The following is a 19576-nucleotide window of genomic DNA, read 5'->3' as shown; positions in this document are numbered from 1 at the left end:
CCGGCATACGCGAGCGTGCGAGTACGGCCGCGAACGTACCTTCACAGGTGAGCAAGTTAGATAACTTCAATTTTACATAAGATAAATTATCAACATTTCGAATGTCAGGGCTTTTTAGAAATGTCCGGTTCTGGCTCATTAGAAATGTCCGGTTTCCTGCTCCGGGCTGGCTGCTGTGGCGCATGCTGCGGCATCCCAGCGAGCCCGGAGCCAGATCATGAACGGACGTGGATTCATCACGATCAGCATGCACGAGCTCGAGCGCGTGAAAATCATCGAGGCGGTCGTCCAGCATCGCCTGACGATCGTACTGGCGGCTGAACGGCTGCAGCTGTGTGAGCGCCAGATCAGCCGGCTGGTGCGGCGCTACGAGGCTGCTGGACCGGCTGGGCTCGTCTCGGCGCGTCGTGGACAACCCAGTAACCGCGAACTGCCGGTGGATGTCCGTGCGCGGGCGATGGCGCTGGTGCGTGAGCGCTATGCCGATTTCGGGCCGACACTGGCGTGCGAGAAGCTGGCTGAATGTCATGGCGTGGTGCTGGCGAAGGAAACCGTGCGGCGCTGGATGCGGGAAGCCGGACTATGGATTCCACGCAAACTGCGGCCGCCGAAGCTGCACCAGCCGAGAAACCGCCGCGCGTGTCTGGGCGAGCTGGTGCAGATCGACGGCAGCGATCACCGCTGGTTCGAGGAGCGCGCGCCAGCGTGCACGCTGCTGGTGTTCATCGACGATGCGACCAGCCGGCTGATGGCGCTGCACTTCACGGCGACCGAATCGACCTTCAGCTACTTCGAGGTGATGCGCCGTTATCTCGAGCAGCATGGCAAGCCGGTCGCGCTGTACAGCGACAAGGCCAGCGTGTTTCATTGCAACAGCCATTCGGTGACGCCTGGCAAGGGCGTGACGCAGTTCGGGCGGGCGCTGTATGAGCTGAATGTGGATACGTTCTGCGCCAATAGCAGCCAGGCCAAGGGCCGTGTCGAGCGCGCCAACCTGACGTTGCAGGATCGCCTCGTGAAGGAGTTGCGGCTGCGCGGAATCAGCACGAAGGAGGCGGCCAACGCTTACGCGCCCCACTTCATTGCTGACTTTAACGGCCGGTTTGGCAAGATGCCGCGGAGCACATTCGATGCACACCGGCCGCTGCGTGCCGACGACGATCTTGATCTGATCCTGACATGCAGGGTGCCGCGGCGCGTGTCGAAGGTATTGACGGTGCAGTACGACCGGGTGATCTATCTGCTGGAGGATACGGTAGCGAACCGCAGCCTGATTCACCGTTATCTGGATGTGTTCGAGTATCCGGATGGGCGTATCGAGATCCGGGTGAATGGCGCTGCCCTGCCCTGTGTACCGTATGACCGGCTCTCGGAGATCGATCAGGCGGCGGTGGTCGATAACAAGCGGCTGGGACACACACTGCAGATGGCGCAGGTGATCCAGGCACAGCGTGATGACCGGCGGACATCAGGCTCCCCATCGAGGACCAACCAGGGTGAAGCGCCGCGTCCGAAGGAGCGCAAGGTGGGCACCCGCAAGCAGCGCGAGCTGACCCGGGAGCAGTTGAATGAAGCGATTCTGGGAACTGCCGGAATGCGGGTTGGCTCGGTGCTTGAAAGCCGTCTAACATAGAGATTTCTGAACCTCAAAACCGGACATTTCTAAAAAGTCGCAACCCGGACATTTAAAACCAGCCTCGACAATGGCTGTAGCGGCTAAGTTGTAATGTCCGCTTCTAGCCAAGTTCAAGTCCGCCGTGGAAGAAGTCGAACCGGTCAGCGACGGCTGGGCGTTTCACGGCGCGTTTCCCATGTGGTCTGGCACGAACCGTCAGGATCGTATCATTCGCGGCGAACAACAAAGAGTCCTTGCGCAACGTGTGACTAAGCGTTGAGCGATTCCGCTACAGGCTCCCCCGCATAACCATGTAGCTCTCCATCAGACGCTACCTCAAACGCCGATCCTTTCTGCCACGAAAGCGTCGCGAATTCCGCAAGCTCGAGCGCCTTGACACCGTCCTGTATAGTCGTTCGCACAGGAAGCCCCTGCGTCAGTGCCTCGACGAAATGCGCCATCTCCGCAGCATAAGCCTGTCGATAGCGTTCGAGAAAAAACGGCTCCGGCACGTCGACCGATACAGCGCTCGCAGACCAGCCAGTCACTTCGGTCGGTCGTACATTGCCCGCCTGCAGCATGCCCTTGCTGCCGAGCACTTCAAAGCGCTGATCGTACCCATAGGCAGCCCGCCGCGAGGTGTTGATCTGGCACAGGAGTCCGCGTCTGGTGCGGATCGTCACTGCAGTCGAATCGATATCGCCTGCGTCCTGAACAAGCGGATCGGTCAGGCAACTGCCTGTTGCGTGTAGCGTGTGTGCCTCGTCGCCCAGAATCCAGCGGAACACATCAAGATCGTGGATCAGCATGTCCTTGAAGATGCCACCTGAGCTCTTGATGTATTCGACAGGCGGCGCACCCGGGTCTCGGCTCGTGATGATCAGCATCTCCGGATCGCCGATCTCGCCGCGCTCGATGCGCGCCTTGAGCGCGGCGAACGTGGAATCGAAGCGGCGCTGAAAACCGATCATGCAGGTCACGCCATTGCGTGCAACCGCCGCTGCGCTCTCACGCGAGCGCTCGACCGTCAGGTCCACCGGCTTTTCGCAAAACACGGCTTTCCCGGCATTCGCCGCCCTGATAATCAGATCTGCGTGCGTATTCGTGCTCGACGCGATGACGACGGCGCCAATCGATGGGTCGCTCAGCGCGCCATCGACGTCCACTACTTTGGCACCATGCATCTCTGCCAGTGCATGTGCTGAGGGGGCATGCATATCGACCACATACTTCAGACGCACACCCGCCTGGCGCACGAGGTTTGCTGCATGAATCTTGCCGATGCGGCCGGCTCCAAACAAAGCGATCTCAATCATCGTATTCTCCCGTTTTCTCAATTTCGTCAGTCGGTATTACATCGTCGGCATTGCAAACTCGGCGCCCTGTGCGCGACCACCCAGTCAACGCTGCGCGACTACCTTTTGCCGCGCGTCAAAGCGCACCGCTTCGGGACCATGCGCATGGCGATCGCCAAGGTGACTTTTCTTCCAGCATCAACTACGTGAACCGCGATTCCCGGCTATCGCGACAACATCCACTCGTGAGCCGGATCGTTCTTGAAGTGCCACGCCCGCTTCGGGCCTGCCATCACGTTCAGGTAGTAGCCGTCGTAGCCATGCGGCATCACTACCGGGTGATAGCCGCGCGGCACCATGACCACGTCGTGATCTTCGACCGCCAGCGCTTCATCGATGTCGCGCGCGTCGGTATAGACACGTTGGAACGCAAAGCCTTGCGGCGGATTGAGGCGGTGGTAATAGGTTTCTTCCAGATAGCTTTCCACCGGTATGTCGTCGACGCCATGCTTGTGCGGCGGATAGCTCGATGCGTGCCCCGCTGGGGTCAGCACTTCGACTACCAGCAGCGACTCGGCGGGTTCGGTTTGGGGAAGAATGTCGCAGACATAGCGTGTATTCGTTCCACTGCCGCGCACCGAACGGGCAATCGTTTCCGGCTCGATCAGGCGGGCTTCATACCGCCCTTCGGCCGGCGCGCTGGCCAGAGCAATTTCGGCGGCATCGTGAGCGTCGATCGACACTGCAGTGCGAGGCGGCACGTAGACCGCGTACGGCGAGCGTGCCTCGAAAACGCTACTGCGTGCGCCGATTTCGCGCCACGTCTGTTGTGGCGTGCCGACGCTGATCACGCCCGTGAGCACGACCACGCACATCTCGGTGGCGCCGGTATTGAACGTCACGTGCTCGCCACGCGCGAGCCGTTGAGCGGCAAAACCAACGTGACGCCATCCGGCGCTATCAGGCGTAACTGTGACAATCTCGCGTCCCGCGGGCTTTCCTTTTACGAGCAGGCTCATGCGGCCGCCAGTTGCGCGGTTGCGCGATCGACCAGGGCACGCAGATGCCGATAGCCGCTTTGAGCGTATGCAAGGCTCGGCGCCACCGCCGGGTCCTGCTCGGCTTCGACGACAAGCCAGCCGCGATAGCCATGGTCACGCAGTTGCCGGATCAAAGGCGCGAAATCGATCGCCCCGTCGCCTGGCACCGTAAATGCGCCGTTGATCACCGCATCGAGAAAACTCCATTGACGGTTGCGCGCAATCTCGATGATCTCGGGCCGGACGTCCTTGAAATGAACGTGACAAACGCGTGCGCTATGCCGGGTGAGCGTATCCAGGGGCGTAGCGCCGCTGAAGGTCGTCTTGCTGCCGCCGAACGCTGCATGGCCGCTATCGAACAGCAAGCCGACATCGTCGCTGGTGAGCGCCATCAGACGGTCGACGTCTTCCGGTGTTTCCACATAGGCGCCCATGTGGTGGTGATACGCGAGGCGCACACCGTGCGAGAGCGTGTACCGCGCCACTGTGTTCAACCGGTCGGCGTAGCACCGCCACTGCTCGTCGGTATGAAAGCGCGGGCGTTTGAAGAGCGGGACATTGCTGTCGCCCTGGATCGAGCCGGCGACCTCACCGTAGACCATCACGTTCGCACCGCCCCGCGCAAGCAGCGTGAGATGTGGACCGAGCGCAGCGATTTCCTCATCGGCGGAACGGTCGGCGAGACGCCCCGAGTACCAGCCCGACACCAGTTCGAGCTGATGACGCGACAGCACCTCACGCAACGCGTGCGGCTCGCGCGGAAACTTGTTGCCGAGTTCGAATCCCTGATAGCCGATTCCCCGGCCCTCGGTGAGCGCCGTCTCGAGTGGCGTTTCGCGACCGAGCGAAGGCAAATCGTCGTTGAACCACGAGATCGGATTGATGCCGATTTTTACGTCGAAGGAGTTCGTCATAGCGGGCTCTTTTGTTGTTGCTTGTTCTGTTCATAAACCATGCGCGCCGCCCGCACTTCGTCGCGGACCGACACTTCGGGTACCGCGACTTCCCACCAGCAACCGCCTTCGACCGTCGTGCGCGCGGGGTCCGTGTCGATACAGATCACGTAAGTGCGATCGGAAGCGCGTGCACGCTTGAGCACGCGTTCGAGTTCGGCGAGGTTCGCAGCATGTTCGGCACGAGCACCAAGGGACGCGGCATGGGCGGCGAAGTCGATCTGTGGCGCACCGAGCGGCCCCTGAATACAGTCGGCCAGAAGATTGTTGAACGGTGCGCTGCCGCACGCCTGTTGCAGGCGATTGATGCAGCCATAGCCGCGGTTATCGAGCACGACGATGATGAGCTTCGCGCCGAGCATCACCGACGTGGCGATCTCGCTGTTCATCATCAGGTAGCTGCCGTCGCCGACCATCACGATCACTTCCCGATCCGGCTGCGCCAGCTTGACGCCGAGACCACCCGCGATCTCATAGCCCATGCACGAGTAGCCGTATTCCATGTGATAGCCGCCCGGTCGTGCAGTGCGCCAAAGCTTGTGCAATTCCGCGGGCAGCGTGCCCGCCGCGCAAACGACGATGTCGTGCGACGGCGAATTGGCGTGCGAACGCTGCACCGCGCCGATCACGTTGCCGTCGTACGGCAGTTGTTCCGGCGCGAGTTCGCGCCGGCCAGTGATCTCGCTGACCGTTGCGCGCCAGCTATCGGCGGCTGCATGCGCCCTGTCCTGCCACGCCACATTGCCTCGCCATGCCCCCTTTGTTTCGGGCGTGGCAGCGGACAGCTCATGCGACAGCGCCTCGAGCGCGAGCCGCGCATCGGCGAGGATCCCGACGCCGCGCGCCTTGTCCGCATCGAACGCATTCACGTTGATTGCCACGACGCGCGCTTGCCCGAACAGCGAATGAGACCCCGTGGTGAAGTCCTGCAAGCGCGTACCGATGGCGATCACAACATCCGCTTCCCGGGCGAGCGTATTAGCGGCTGGCGAGCCGGTGACGCCGACCGAGCCCAGTTGTAGCGGGTGATCCCAGCACAACGCGCCTTTGCCGGCTTGCGATTCACAAACAGGCACGCCATGCCGCTCGCAAAACGCGCGCAGGGCAGCACTGGCGCGTCCGTACAACACGCCGCCACCGGCGACGATCAATGGCCGCTGCGCGGCGCGTATCGCCGCGACTGCCACAGCCAGTTGATCCTGAGCCGGCGACGGCGCGCGGAAATTCACCACGGCAGGTTCAAAGAATTCGACCGGATAGTCGTACGCATGGGTCTGCACGTCCTGCGGCAGCGCCAACGTAACCGGTCCGCAGAGCGCCGGATCGGTCAGCACGCGCACGGCACGCGGCAGCGCGCTCAGCAATTGCTCCGGCGCGACGATCCGGTCGAAGTAGCGCGACACTGGCCTCAGGCAATCATTGGCGGAGACGGTCCCGTCATGAAAGTCCTCGATCTGTTGCAACACCGGGTCGGGGGCGCGTGATACGAAGGTATCGCCGGGCAGCAACAGTACCGGCAGCCGGTTCACATGCGCGAGTGCCGCTGCGGTGACGAGATTGGTTGCGCCCGGACCGATCGACGACGTGCACGCCATCATCCGGCGCCGCATGTGCGCCTTTGCGTAGGCGATCGCGGCGTGAGCCATGGCCTGCTCGTTGTGCGCGCGCAGGGTGGGCAACGCGTCACGCTGCTGATACAGCGCTTCGCCGAGTCCCGCGACGTTGCCATGTCCGAAGATTGCAAATACACCGCCAAACAGCGGCACCGGCACAGTGCGCTCATCATCGGCTGGGGCACGCAAGGCGGCCAGATACTTGACGAGCGCCTGCGCAGTAGTCAGTCGGACGGTGCGCGTCATGCCGCTTGCTCCTCGCGTACGGCTTGCGCGACATGATTGCGGGATGACCGCCACAGGTAGATCAACGTCTCGAAGTTGCTGCGCACCTGATCGATCAGCAGCCGATCGTCGATCTCGCCTGCGAGCCACGCCCGGCCCGGTTCATGGAAAATCGTGCGGCCCACGGTAAACCCGCGGCAAGTTGTGCTCGAGCGCGCCGCCTCGAAGCCCTCAGCCAACTGTGCAACAGGCGCATTCAGCCCCAGCAGCACGACACCACGGCAGTACGGATCCCGTTCATCGATCAGCGCATCGATATCGCGCCATGCGTCTGCGCTCATCGGCTCGAGCTTCCACCAATCAGGATAAATGCCGAGGTTGTAGAGGCGTTTGAGTGCCCGGAGCACGGTATCCTGAGTCTGTGGCCGATCCTTCGGCGGGATCACTTCGAGCAGCAGTTCGTGACCGCTTGCCTGCGTCGCGTCATAGAGCGCACGGAGTTGACTCTCCTGCTCCAGCCGATGCAGCGGTTCATCGTCCGGATGATATTGAACCAGGCATTTGACGATGTGTTCGCTGGGCCAGCTTTTGAGCGCCGTACCGATCGAGCGCCCATGTTCGAATTCCAGCGGATTCGAGCCGGGTAACTCGACGGGACGGCCGACCCACCAGCCACGGCCCGTTGCCGCGTTCAAGGCATCCTGTCCATAGCGATCGTCGATCAGCACCGCGATCCTGCCGGCGTAGCTACTGGCCATTTCAGTTTCCGCGACCGCCTGCACGAAAAGCTGCTTGAGCGTCGCGATGCGCGCCTCATCGGCACCGGCCCGCTGCGCCATCTCGAAGAACTGGCTGCGATGATCGAACGCGAAGCCGAGTACTTCGTCCCAGCGCTTGCGCGGCACGCTCACCCGATGCAGACGCGCAAGCGCCGCGTCCTGGTCGGGACGGCGCAAACGGGCGGCATTGGCGAGGAAATAATCCAGTTCGGCCGGTGTCGGCATGGCCGGTGCGCACGCATGGCGCGATACGACAAGCGCGCCACAGGCGTTCGCATAGGCGCAGCACGTTGCATAATCAGCGCCTGTCAGCCATCCTTTGAGAAAGCCGGAGATAAACGCATCACCCGCGCCGAGTACATTGAGGACCTCGACCTCAACGCCGCGAAAATGCCGGTCTCCATCAAGGTCAGCCGGAATCTCGCCGTCGATCACCGTGCAGCCCAGCGGTCCGCGTTTGACGACCAGTGTTGCCGCACTCCCGGCGCGCACCGAGCGCAGTGCTTCCAGCAGATCTTCGAACCCGCCAGCAATGCAAAACTCCTCTTCCGTGCCGACAATCAGATCGAACTTCGGCAAGATGCCACGCAGATGGGCGCTCACGCTACCGTCGGCGACAAAGCGCGTCTCGCCATCCGCCTTGCCCGTCAGGCCCCATAGCACCGGGCGATAGTCGATATCGAGCACGGTGCGCACGCCGTTGCGCCGGGCGTAGTCGAGCGCCGTCATGCTCGAGCGATGCACGCCTTCAGTCGAGAAATGCGTGCCGGTTATCAACAGTGCCTTGCTGGATGCGATAAATGCTTCGCCGAAATCCGCTTCGTCGATCGCCATGTCCGCGCAATTCTCGCGATGAAACACCAGCGGGAACGTGTTCCGGTCTTTCAGACCGAGCAGCACGAGCGCCGTCAGACGCTCCATGTCAGTCTTCACGTGGCTGACGTCGCAGCCTTCCTTTGCCAGCGCGTCGACGAGGAAGCGCCCCATATGATCGTTACCGACGCGCGAAAGCATGGCTGACTTCAATCCCAGGCGAGCGCAGCCGAACGCGATGTTGGCCGACGAGCCGCCCAGATATCGCGAGAAGCTGGTAACGTCTTCAAGCCGCGCACCGATTTGCTGCGCATAGAGATCGACAGCGAGTCGCCCCAGGCAGACGATGTCCAGTGGCCGGTCTTTGGCGAAAGAGGTGGAATGGTTCATATGCGATTGCACCGAAATAGATGACGGAGGGATAGCGCGGCTTAGCGAGCGCGCCGCTTGCGGTATTGGTCGGCGATCACGGCCGCGACGATGATCATTCCCTTGACGATTTCCTGGATGTACGAATCGATTCCCAGAAAGGTGAAGCCGCTCGAGATCACGCCGAGGATCAACGCGCCGATCACCGCGCCTGTGATCCGGCCCACGCCGCCAGCGAGACTCGTGCCGCCGATCACGGCCGCGGCAATTGCGTCGAGCTCATACGACATGCCCATACCGGACTGGCTCGTCTGCGCACGCGCCGAAACGACCACACCGGCAAGTCCAGTCAGCAGCCCAGCGATCGTGTAGACAGCTACCAGATTGCGCCCGACGCTAATGCCCGACACGCGCGCCGCTTGCACGTTGCCGCCGATCGCATACAGGCATTTACCGAAACGCGTATAGCGCAGCACGATGTGGAAGACGAGTGCTGCCAGCAGAAAGATCGCCACAGGCTTGGCACCGCTGCCGATCGCGGTGTACGCGTCGGTGAACATGCTGATGGGTTGGCCGTGCGTGTAGTAGCGCGCCAGTCCACGCGCCGACACCATCATCCCGAGCGTGACGATGAAAGGCGGCACACCGGTGCGCACGATCAACGTACCGTTGATCAGGCCACAAATGCCACCCGTCAGCACACCGACCGCGACCGGCACGAGTACCGGCAAATCGACGAGCCCAGGAAACACCGTGCGCCCGAAACCCGATGTCTGCGCGAGGCTGCCGGCAATCATCGCGGATAGCGCGACCACGGACCCGGACGACAGATCGATGCCGCCCGCGATGATGATCATCGTGACGCCCACCGCGATCAGCCCGATTTCGGACACGCGCAGCACCATGATCAGGAGGCCCTGCGGGTTGTAGAGAAACGATTGGCCGCGCTCGATCCAGCCGAGTGCTTCGAAGACCAGCGCAATGCCGAGCAGCACCAGCAGGATGCTGGTCTCCTGCGGCACGCGCCAGGTGCGTGGAGCAGGACGATGGATATCGGGAGTGAGAATCGCTGAGTTACGCATGGTTGTCTCCGGTCGTTACCGCTGATTCAGGCTGCTCGCCGGAAGCGAGCGTCATGACGGTTTCCTGCGTCGCGCTCGCGCGAGGCAGAATGCCGCTGACGGTGCGCTCGTGCATCACCACGATCCGATCGCTCATGCCCATCACCTCAGGCAGTTCCGACGAGATCATGATGATCGCGACACCTTCTCTTGCGAGCTGCGTGATCAGCGTATGAATCTCCGCCTTCGCGCCGACGTCTACGCCGCGCGTCGGCTCATCGAGGATCAGGATCTTCGGTTTGTTCATCAGCCAGCGCGCGAGCAGCACCTTCTGCTGATTGCCGCCGCTCAGGTTCTCGATGATTTCGTGCAGACCGGGCGTCTTGACCTTCAGTTGACGGCACATATCGGCGCATGAAACGTTGACGCGCTTTTGCCGGACGAAGCCCAGCGCGCAATTGCGGCGCAACGACGAAATCTGCATGTTTTCGCCAACGGAAAGTTGCAGGAACAGGCCGGTGCTCTTGCGATCCTCGGTGAGAAACGCGACACCCGCGGCGATCGCCTGTTGCGGAGAGCGAATCGCCCGGCGTTTGCCGTCGAACAGCAATTCGCCTTCGTCCGCGGGATAGATGCCGAATATCGACTCCATCACCTCGGTGCGCCCGGAACCCATCAAGCCGGCCACGCCGAGAATCTCGCCGTACCGCAGATCGAAGCTGACGTTCGAGAACACGCCGCGGCGGCCGAGGCTACGCACGGCGAGCGCCACTTCACCGATCTCGACTTCCATCTTCGGAAAGACCTGCGTGAGTTCGCGGCCGACCATCGCGGCAATCAGCGACTGCTTGTCGAACTCATTCGCCTTGCGCGTGACGATGTGGTGACCGTCGCGGAAGATCGAGATGTCGTCGGCAATCTCGAACACCTCGTCCATCTTGTGTGTGATGTAGATGATCGCCTTGCCTTGCGCCTTCAGCTCGCCGATGATCCGGAACAGATGCTCGACTTCCTTGTCGGTGATCGCCGAGGTCGGCTCGTCCATGATTAGCAGATCGGAGTCGAAGGACACGGCCTTGGCGATCTCCACCATCTGACGGTTCGCAATGCTCAGGCTGCCGAGCCGCACCTGCGGATCGATCTCGATGCCGAGTTGCGCGAACAGTTCGCCGGTGTGCCGGTTCAGCGCGCGATGGTCGATGAGACCCAGCAGATTGCGCGGTTCCCGGCCAATCCAGATGTTCTCCGCCACCGTCATGTACGGCAGCAAATTCAGCTCCTGGTGAATCATCGCGATACCGCGGTCGAGCGCGTCACGCGGTGACTTCAGCGCAATCGGTTCGCCTCTGAAATGCAGCGAGCCGTCGTCGGGCAAATAGACGCCCGCGATGATCTTCATCATCGTTGACTTGCCGGCGCCGTTCTCGCCCATCAACGCATGCACCCGGCCGGCGTGGACGTCGATCGAGACGTCGTCGAGCGCGATCACGCCGGGAAAGGCCTTGCGAATCTTGCGGGCGGCAAAGATCGGCTCATGCGCCGCCGGGATGGCGACGCGTTGCGGCCGGGCTTCTGCCGCTGCCATGGTGAGGTCTGACATAGTGGCACCCCTCTCTGTGGATGAAGCGGGGCGAACGTGGCGCCGCCCCGAGGTCATGCGGACTATTTATTCAGAAAGCTCTTGTAGTTGTCCGGTGTGACGAGCTGGTAAGGGATCCAGGCCTCCTTAGGCACGTTCTTGTCTCCACTGGCGAGCTTGATCGCTGTATCGACAGCACCCTTGCCCTGCCCCTGCCCATCCTGGAACACGGTGACGGCGAGATCGCCCTTGGCCATCGCGTTCAGGGCTTCCTTCGTCGCATCGACGCCGCCGACCAGCACGCTCTTCGACGAGACGCCCGCCTGCTTCATCGCAATCAGTGCGCCAAGCGCCATCTCGTCGTTATTCGCGGCGATCGCATCGAATTTCTTTCCAGAGCTCAACCACTGACTCATCAGGTTGATGCCCTGGCTGCGGTCGAAGTTCGCGGTTTGCTCCTCGGTGATCTTGATGCCCGGATTCTTCGCGACGATATCCTTTACGCCGCGCGTCCTGTCCCGCGTTGCGTCGGTCGACAGCTCCCCGAGCATGATTGCGATATCGCCTTTCCCTTTGAGCTGTTTCGCGAGGTAGTCCATCTGCAGATGCCCGGCCACGAGACTGTCCGAGCCGATGAAGTAGGCGCCGTTGCCCATCGGTTCGTCCGGCTTGCGATTGACGTATACGATCGGGATGCCCGCCTTGCGTGCGGTGTCGGTCATGCGTTTGGTTGCCGACGCGTCGGCCGGCGTGACGATGATCGCCGCAACGTGCTGGGATACGAAGCTTTCGATCTGGCTGACCTGCCGCCCGACGTCGCCTTGCGCATCCTCGAAGTCGAGATTGACGTCTTTGTGGGCCTTGCCTTCGGTCGCCATTGCGTCGCGCACCGTCGTCAGGAAGTTGTCGTCGAAGTGCGCCATCGAGACGCCGATGGTCGTGCTCGCAATAGCGGAAACCGGCAGCATCGCCGCGAACGACAACGCAAACAGTGATCGTGTGAGGAATTTCATTGACATGTCTCCTATCTGTTGACTGAACCCGCGCGGCCATCGGTCTGATGCCAAGGTCCGCGCGGCAAAATTTCATGCGGTATTCACCCTCTCCATCACTTTCAACGCATGCGCGCTGAAAACTTCTGCTACGCCGCTTTGCGTATCTGGGCCGACGCCGATTCGACGCTCGCGCGGATATAACCGATGCTGTCGCGCAGACGGCTTTCAATGTCATCAGCGCGGGCAATTTCCTCCGCAAACGGCTCGAACGACACGCGACCGCAATAGCCTCGTGCAAACAACGTGGTTAGCTGGCGGATGTTGCCGAGCTGATCGGCCGCGCCGACCAGCACACGATGCCCGTCGCGCATCTGGCCGACTGGCAGGCCACTGTCCTCCACGCCCGAAACGTGGATGAGGCCAGTGAGGTTCGGAAAGAAAATGTCCTCGCCCGCCAGGTGGTGATGAAACGTGTCATGCACAAGCCGGAAATGGCGCTCGCCTGCCGCGTCGTAGATCGCCTTAACTGCATCGGATTTGCGGCGCAGCGCGCATTCCTCAAAACCGAGCGGCTCGATCAGACCATGCAGACCGTGATCGTCGAGGATGGGCTTCAGTTGCTTGAGTGCGTTGGCGAGATCGGCGTGACGCTCGCTTGCCGTGCGCTGATCCTGGCGACTGTTGGTCGGGCACAGGACAATCGCGCGTGCACCGCAGTCGGCCGCATAGCGCGAAAGTGCCAGTGCTTCTTTCGCGCGGGTCGCATCGAAACGTTCGAAGCGCTGCAGCGCATTGATCGATAGGATCGTTAGCCCTGCCGCGGCGCTAAGCGCTTTGATATCGGCGGCGGGCGTGCCGTCGTTGATCTCGACGCCTTCGAGGTCGTTGCGGATCTCGATCGCATCGACGGCCAGGCGTTGGCAAAGCGCGACGTATTCGGCGAACACCAGCCGCGGCGCGCTCATGCGATTCAGGGAGAATTGCAGTGCTCCACCACTCGTCAATGTCATTTGTGTCTCCAGTTATAGCGAACGAATGTGTTGTCTCTCAGATTCATGTCGTTACGGCGTCTTGTCCGGCGGTTTGCTCCAGCCATGTGTTGTGCAGCCATGCCGCGCAGGCAACGTTGTTCTCAAAGATCGAATACCCTGCACCGCCGCCGTAGTCGGCAAATGGAATGAACTCGCAGCTGATGTGCTGCGGCGTGGAAACGCTGCTGTGTGCGCGCGCGTCGAGCAGGTGCTGCACGGCGTTCTTCCACGGAAGGAGTGCTGCCTCATCCCAGTTGCCGTCCCATTGATCCATAGCGGGCCGCACGAACGGGTATTGAATGCCGCGACCGGGTCTGCCGTCGGGGCGACGCATGCGGGAGTTGCGCGGGTTGTTTGGTATGACACTGCGTGCGTGGGCGTGATGGACCCAGCCGCGCGCGATCCACTGTTTGAAGATCGCATCGGGCGACGCAGGATCGAGCACGATCTCGCCCGTTTCTACGTGTGGCCGGATCGCGGATGCGTCGAGTTCTTCCGCATTGCCGATTTTGAAGATCAGATGCGAATGATCGAGCGTGAGGCGCAGTGCAATGCCCTCGCGCGCCAGTAGTTCGCCGACTCGTGCAACGCGGCTGAACTCCTCGCTCCACATGTCGACATGCACTTCGAGGCTCGGGATGCATCCAACCGGGGCGGCCCATTCGCAAGCCTGCGCATAGAACCGCGCGACCTCGATATCAGTGAGGCAATGTCCGTCGGCATGATTTGCGTAGAGTTGGCAATTCAGTACTTTCGAGCCGAAGCGCGGCGCCCACTCGATCACGTGCCGCAGATGCGCTTCGTCGCGACCCGCACAAAAAATGCCGCCGATCACGCGAACTGGCAGCGCGTAGCGCTCGCTCAACTCGACGTAGCGCGCGAGTGCAACGCCCGCTGGCGGATTCATCTCGACATAGTCGAACACGCCCGCGTCGGCGATCATCTGGAATTGCGCGTCGGCGTCGACCGGCGGCATGTCGTTGCGATGCAGCACGCCGTCGATATTTACGCCGATGTGAAGAGTGGGGTTCATGGTTTATGTGTGATGGGGCGTTGGACCGCGCTCAAGCCGTCTCGGTAACCAGCAGCGACTTGAGCTTCACCGACGGATCCGCAAGCTCCTCGGCGGAGACGCGAGCGTTGCGGCCAATCAGCATCTGGACAATCCGGATATCGCGGCCCACTGCGCGGCCGACACCACTCGCCGCGATCAGCGATCCGTCCGTGGACAGATGGAACAGCAGCAACGCATCGGACGTTTCGCGCACCACAACCTGGCTGGCGAATGCAGGAAGCCCTGCTATCTGAATCGACAGATCATATTGATCAGACCAGAACCACGGCACTTCGCGATAACGAAGCTCTTCGCCGAACATGTTGCGCGCGGCGTGGCGCCCCTGATCGTCAGCGTTCTTCCAGCATTCGAGGCGCACACGGCGGCCGTACAACGGATGCGGGAACGAGCAGACATCGCCCGCTGCGAAGATGTCAGGATCGCTCGTGCACAGATGGTCGTCGACCACGATGCCCTCCGCGACTTCGAGTCCCGCTGCCTGCGCTAATGCCGTACGTGGCACAGCGCCGATGCCAACCACTACCGTGTCGCAGTGGATGACTTCGCCGTCGGCGAGACGGACCTCTTCGGCTGCACTGGCACCCGCGATAGCGACCAGCTGCGCGCCAAAGCGGAACTGCACGCCCGCCTTACGGTGCCGTACTTCGATACGCGCGGCAATTTCCTGCGGCACCGCGCGCATCAGCAAACGCTCGCCGGCTTCGATGACCGTGACGCTGCATCCTGCTGCGACAGCACTCGCCGCGACTTCGAGTCCGATGAAACCGCCGCCAACGATCGCGAAGCGTTGTCCGTGATGGAGCCGCGTCGAGAGATCGTGGGCATCGTCAACGGTGCGCAGCGTGACCACGCCAGGCAAGTCCGAACCCGGCACGCTCAACGTTCTGGGCGACGCGCCGGTCGCGAGCAGCAGCCGGCTGTACCCGATGCGTTCTCCGTTATCGAGTAGAACTGCGCGGCCAGCACGATCGATTTCAACCACACTGACAGCAAGCTTCAGATCGATCGCATGATCGGCAAAAAAGGTATCACCGAAGAGCGCGCAATCGCCCAGCGTTTTTTCCTTGAGCAGCACCGCCTTCGAGAGCGGCGGCCGGTCATAGGGCGCGTGCGGTTCGTCGGCAATAAGCGTGATCTCGCCATCGAAGCCCGCTTCGCGCAGTTCGGCGCTGGCGCGGGCACCCGCCAGGCCGGCGCCAACAATGACCATGTGTGCATCGCTTGCCATGATCACTCCGTCGTCGGCACGCCGATCACGACCGCACCGCCTTCGATGCGTACCGGATGCGTTTTCAGCTGTTGACAGACCGGCGCGCAAAGCGGCCTACCGGTTGCAATATCGAAACGCCCCTGATGCCGCGGACACTCGATCGCGTTGCCCAATACGAAGCCGTCGGCAAGATGGGCTTTCTCGTGCGTACACCAGCCGTCGGAGGCGTAAAACTTGCCATCGATGCGATAGACGGCAAACGTGGCACTGCCATGATCAAAACGCATGACGTCTTCTTCATCGATGTCGCCGGTCTGACATGCGACGACCCACTCACGTTGATCCAACATTTCAGATACTCCCAGTTCTGGACGCTTTCTCAGGTTGCCGAGCGCATCGACTCACGATGCGGGACGTGGCGACGGATAAAGTGAGAGCGATCGCGTGTCTGACGGATCAAGGTCGGAACCATCTCCCTATAGACCGACCAGAGGCTCGGGTACGCAGGGGGTGTCTCCGCCTTGATCGCTTCGTGCAGCTTCGGCAGCGCGTGGTACGGCACCATCGGCAGCACGTGATGTTCAATGTGGTATTGCATGTTCATGTAGAGGAACGCGAACACCGGGTTGATGTAGACGGTGCGCGTGTTGAGCCGGTGGTCAGCAACGTTCATGGCCATACCGGCGTGTTGCGTGAGGCCAAGCGTCTGGTGAAACCAGCCGCAATAAAAGCGCGGAGCCCACACGAACATCAGTGGCAGAACGCTTTGGATGACGAAGCACCAGCCGATCACCACTGCTATGACGACGACGTAGAAGCGGCTGATCCAGATCATCTTCCGGCGCTCCATCGCCGGAACAAAGTCGATGACTTCCGGGCTGATCAACCCACATGCATGGCGCACGGTCTTGACGATCTCGGTGGTGCCGCCAATCAGATAGAAGAAATCCAGCAGGATCGTGAGGTGTTGCGGCGGGCGGCAAACCTGAATCTCGGGGTCGCGGCCGACCATGATCGTGTGCGTGTGGTGCCGCGCGTGACTCCAGCGCCAGAGCGTCGCTTCGCGGATCGTCATGAACGAGCAAAGCTGATAGAAGGCCTGGTTCAGCCATGGCGTCCTGAAGGGCGTTCCGTGCGCAAGTTCATGCCAGCGAGCGTCGCTGGAACAGTAGATCGTGCCGTAGACGAAAAACGCTGGAATCGCCCACCACGTTCCCCACGTATAGAACGCCACGGCCCCCGACGCGAGCAGCAACGCGATCCACAGGCCGAAGTTCTTCAGGCCTTCAGTGTCGCTGCGCTTCATCAGTTGCTTGAGTGTCTGGCGTGGGATGTCAGGGCGATACCAGTTCTCTTCGGTATGTCCGGCCGAGGCATCACGCCCGGCGAGACCGGCGTTTGCAAGGCTACCCGTGCAGGGCATGTTCAGAGGTGAGTTCGACACCTGCGTCTCCTTTCTTGTTCAGATCCGCTTCTCCCGGCTGTCCTGAAGGACATGATTGGAGAGGCGATGTGTGCAAGATAAGAGACAGCTGTACTGCTCTCAACGAAAAGATTGACGTTTTTTCGTCAATCCTCTAGCGTTAAAAAGCAAGGAATAATGCTGCACCGCGCCATTCGCGCGAGCCCAGACAAAACAAGTACACATGGAATGGAGACAACGACATGACCGACGCCGCGATACCGCCACGGCGCAAGCGCACTGCGCGCTTTATCGAAATCGCGGAGGCGGCGGGAGTCAGTCCGGCCACCGTCGACCGCGTCCTCAATGAGCGTGGCAGCGTGTCGGCAGCGACGCGCGCGCGCGTCGTGGCGGCGGCCCGGCAACTTGCCGTGCCGCGCGTGCTGCCCGATACGCATCACGGGCTAATGCATATGGAGGTGCTGCTTCCGCAAAACAGCACGCCCTTTTTCGGCCGCCTGAATCTCGCCCTGCAACGCTCGATGCAAATGCTCGATAAGCGAATCGTCATGCATAGATCGATTCTTGCGGGAGACGACCATGCGATTACCGAAGCGATCCTTCATCCGCGCTATAAGCGCTCGGGGCTGATCGTGACGACTCACGATACCCCGCGCATCCGCGATGCATTACGAACGGTAATCGAATGCGGCGAGCCGGTCGTGACGATGGTTACTGACGTCGCGGACGTGCCGCGCCTCCACTATGCGGGCATCGACAACCTGTGTGCCGGGCGTACGGCAGGCTACTTCGTCGGACGCCTCGCCAGACGGCCGGGGCGCGTATTGTTGCTGTGCAGCCGGAAGGACTATCGCGCGCATATCGACCGTATCGGCGGTTGCCGGGCACAGCTTGCGGAGTCGTTTCCTGAACTAGCCTGTGACAGCACGGCAGTGGAAACCCAGGATGACCCGGACAGATGTTATAGCGCGGTCATCAATGCACTGAAGCAAGGCGACCTGGTCGGCATCTACAACAGCGGATACGGCTCGCCCGGTATCGAAGCCGCGTTGCGCAAGTTCGGCGCGACCGGGCGGGTAGTATGGGTCAGCCATGAAATGCTGGACTTGCATCGTCAATATATCGAGGAAAAGACGATGGATATCGCCATCGACCAGGACCCGGATGGGCAGGTTATATCCGCGCTGCAGCACCTACTGCATGCGTGCGGAGTGGTCGAGGACGCTCCCCCGCCTGGACCAGTGGAATTTCGGATATTCTGTCCGGCGAATGTCAGGCAGATGCCATACCTGCCCTCACCGTCCGATTAAAAGCGATAGTGTTTCACCCCCCTTTTTTAAATCCTTTGTTACGGCAAGGCTGTGATGTCATATCTGAGCTAAATAGAAATGTCGCAGTCGGACCTCTTCGGACCCATGCTGAAGCTCCGTTGCGACGGCTGTAGCAGCTTTATGTAAATGTCACGTCTCAGCAAGACTCCCCTCTATCTGCCTTTCAGAGGCGATGTCGAGAAGTACCGCCGCTCACCCATTACGCTCACTAACGCCGAGAGCGCAGACGAATATGTCCTGCCGCGTCGAACAAAGACCTGAGCGCGTGCGGACTGCAGAATCGGGTTCGAGTTCGGCAGCGCGAAAAGGCTAGCCTGATTCAATTCAGGCTGAACTGATATCTTCGGCAAGAAGGTCACGGCGTTGTTCGTGGCGGCAATCGCTTTAAGCGCACGCACCGAATTCGCCACAAAGCGCGGCTCCACCTCTATCCTTTCAACGAACGCCGCGCTGTCAATCAGCGACCTCAGACCGCTCCCTACCGGCGCCAACACAAGCGGCCACTCTGCAAGATCGGCTAGGGACAGCGGCCGCCGACAAGTACTGAGCGAGTGGCTGGGCCCAACAATCGCAAACAAGGGATGAGGGCAATCCGCCAGAATCCTCACCCGGTTATCGCGTTGCGCGTGCAACGTAACGCCAAGATGAGCTTCATCGGTCGCCACCATCCGGACGACCTCCGACGCCGTTTGAAGAATGATGTGAATCACAACCTGCGGATAGCATTCCGAGAACGGGTTCAAAACGCGCTCGATAAATTCGTCAAGAAAACCCTCACTAATCGCAATGCGCAGTTCTCCGCGGCGCAGACCCGACAGGTCGTTCAGCTTCTCCCGCAAACCGTGTTCAAGCCCCCAACGGTCGTGACAATGTTCCATGACCACGTTACCTGACGGGGTCGGATGGACACCGCGGCCACGTCGCTCCAGGAGCGTGGCGCCAAGCTCTGCTTCAAGCTGCATGATCTGTCTGCTTACAAGCGACGGTTCGAGCAGCAATTCATCGGCTGCGGCTCGAATAGATCCCAATTCGACTGCTTTGAAAAAACACTTCAATCGCCTGTCGCCCAAAGTTGAGTGCATCCGCTGTCTCCCGTGCGAGCGTTGCAAAAAATGCAGCGCTGATGATCACCAATCGTATTGCTCCGCTGTTTTTGCCTTTCGATACTG

Annotated in this window: 16 protein-coding genes; 2 read left to right on the top strand and 14 right to left on the bottom strand. The window is 61.1% G+C overall.

All coding sequences use genetic code 11. The features are described 5' to 3' along the window. Window positions 1-217: 217 nt before the first annotated feature. Window positions 218-1633, top strand: coding sequence for an ISNCY family transposase (locus tag PQQ86_RS09320; protein WP_408265958.1), 1416 nt, complete (start codon window positions 218-220; stop codon window positions 1631-1633). Window positions 1634-1884: 251 nt separating this feature from the next. Here the strand turns inward: PQQ86_RS09320 and iolG are convergent, their stop codons facing one another. The 13 genes from iolG to PQQ86_RS09255 form a co-directional block, all read right to left on the bottom strand. Continuing rightward, window positions 1885-2931 carry an inositol 2-dehydrogenase gene (iolG, locus tag PQQ86_RS09315; RefSeq protein WP_408265956.1) on the bottom strand — a complete coding sequence of 349 codons (1047 nt, stop codon included), beginning with the start codon at window positions 2929-2931 and terminating at the stop codon, window positions 1885-1887. 203 nt (window positions 2932-3134) lie between these two features. Then, entirely contained in the window at window positions 3135-3929 is a 795-nt protein-coding gene (gene iolB / locus PQQ86_RS09310; RefSeq protein ID WP_408265954.1) for a 5-deoxy-glucuronate isomerase, read from the bottom strand. Then, window positions 3926-4864: a myo-inosose-2 dehydratase gene (gene iolE, locus PQQ86_RS09305; RefSeq protein WP_408265952.1), complete on the bottom strand. Its 939-nt coding sequence runs from the start codon at window positions 4862-4864 to the stop codon at window positions 3926-3928. Before iolE ends, iolB begins: the two co-directional genes overlap by 4 nt. Further along, window positions 4861-6762, bottom strand: coding sequence for a 3D-(3,5/4)-trihydroxycyclohexane-1,2-dione acylhydrolase (decyclizing) (gene iolD, locus PQQ86_RS09300; RefSeq protein ID WP_408265950.1), 1902 nt, complete (start codon window positions 6760-6762; stop codon window positions 4861-4863). The genes iolE and iolD overlap by 4 nt, the downstream gene beginning before the upstream one ends. After that, entirely contained in the window at window positions 6759-8723 is a 1965-nt protein-coding gene (locus PQQ86_RS09295; protein ID WP_408265948.1) for a bifunctional 5-dehydro-2-deoxygluconokinase/5-dehydro-2-deoxyphosphogluconate aldolase, read from the bottom strand. Before PQQ86_RS09295 ends, iolD begins: the two co-directional genes overlap by 4 nt. Window positions 8724-8764: 41 nt before the next feature. Next, entirely contained in the window at window positions 8765-9784 is a 1020-nt protein-coding gene (locus tag PQQ86_RS09290; RefSeq protein WP_408265946.1) for an ABC transporter permease, read from the bottom strand. After that, window positions 9777-11363, bottom strand: coding sequence for a sugar ABC transporter ATP-binding protein (locus tag PQQ86_RS09285; RefSeq protein WP_408265945.1), 1587 nt, complete (start codon window positions 11361-11363; stop codon window positions 9777-9779). The genes PQQ86_RS09290 and PQQ86_RS09285 overlap by 8 nt, the downstream gene beginning before the upstream one ends. A 62-nt stretch (window positions 11364-11425) precedes the next feature. Further along, a complete protein-coding gene (locus PQQ86_RS09280) occupies window positions 11426-12355 on the bottom strand; it encodes a sugar ABC transporter substrate-binding protein (protein ID WP_408265943.1) in 930 nt (309 codons plus the stop codon). A gap of 128 nt (window positions 12356-12483) precedes the next feature. Further along, a complete protein-coding gene (locus tag PQQ86_RS09275; RefSeq protein WP_408265941.1) occupies window positions 12484-13347 on the bottom strand; it encodes a TIM barrel protein in 864 nt (287 codons plus the stop codon). A gap of 43 nt (window positions 13348-13390) precedes the next feature. Then, complete coding sequence (locus PQQ86_RS09270; protein WP_408265939.1) at window positions 13391-14401, bottom strand: xylose isomerase; 1011 nt, start codon at window positions 14399-14401, stop codon at window positions 13391-13393. Window positions 14402-14432: 31 nt separating this feature from the next. After that, the gene (locus PQQ86_RS09265) at window positions 14433-15671 is read right to left on the bottom strand and encodes an NAD(P)/FAD-dependent oxidoreductase (RefSeq protein ID WP_408265937.1); all 1239 of its coding nucleotides are present in this window, start codon (window positions 15669-15671) and stop codon (window positions 14433-14435) included. Window positions 15672-15673: 2 nt separating this feature from the next. Continuing rightward, window positions 15674-16003, bottom strand: coding sequence for a Rieske 2Fe-2S domain-containing protein (locus tag PQQ86_RS09260; RefSeq protein WP_408265935.1), 330 nt, complete (start codon window positions 16001-16003; stop codon window positions 15674-15676). Window positions 16004-16032: 29 nt separating this feature from the next. Beyond that, window positions 16033-17097, bottom strand: coding sequence for a fatty acid desaturase (locus tag PQQ86_RS09255; protein WP_408265933.1), 1065 nt, complete (start codon window positions 17095-17097; stop codon window positions 16033-16035). Between the two features lie 221 nt (window positions 17098-17318). Here PQQ86_RS09255 and PQQ86_RS09250 point away from each other — a divergent pair, with 221 nt between their 5' ends. Continuing rightward, on the top strand, window positions 17319-18386 hold the full coding sequence (locus PQQ86_RS09250) for a LacI family DNA-binding transcriptional regulator (RefSeq protein WP_408265931.1): 1068 nt from the start codon (window positions 17319-17321) through the stop codon (window positions 18384-18386). Between the two features lie 173 nt (window positions 18387-18559). Here PQQ86_RS09250 and PQQ86_RS09245 read toward each other — a convergent pair whose 3' ends face one another. Then, entirely contained in the window at window positions 18560-19489 is a 930-nt protein-coding gene (locus PQQ86_RS09245; RefSeq protein ID WP_408265929.1) for a LysR family transcriptional regulator, read from the bottom strand. Between the last annotated feature and the right edge of the window lie 87 nt (window positions 19490-19576).

The sequence above is a fragment of the Paraburkholderia sediminicola genome, assembly GCF_046026675.1.
GTDB classification, from domain to species: Bacteria; Pseudomonadota; Gammaproteobacteria; order Burkholderiales; family Burkholderiaceae; genus Paraburkholderia; species Paraburkholderia sediminicola_F.
The sequence above is the reverse complement of the archived record's forward strand: the minus strand, read 5'-3'. Positions and strand labels throughout refer to the sequence as shown.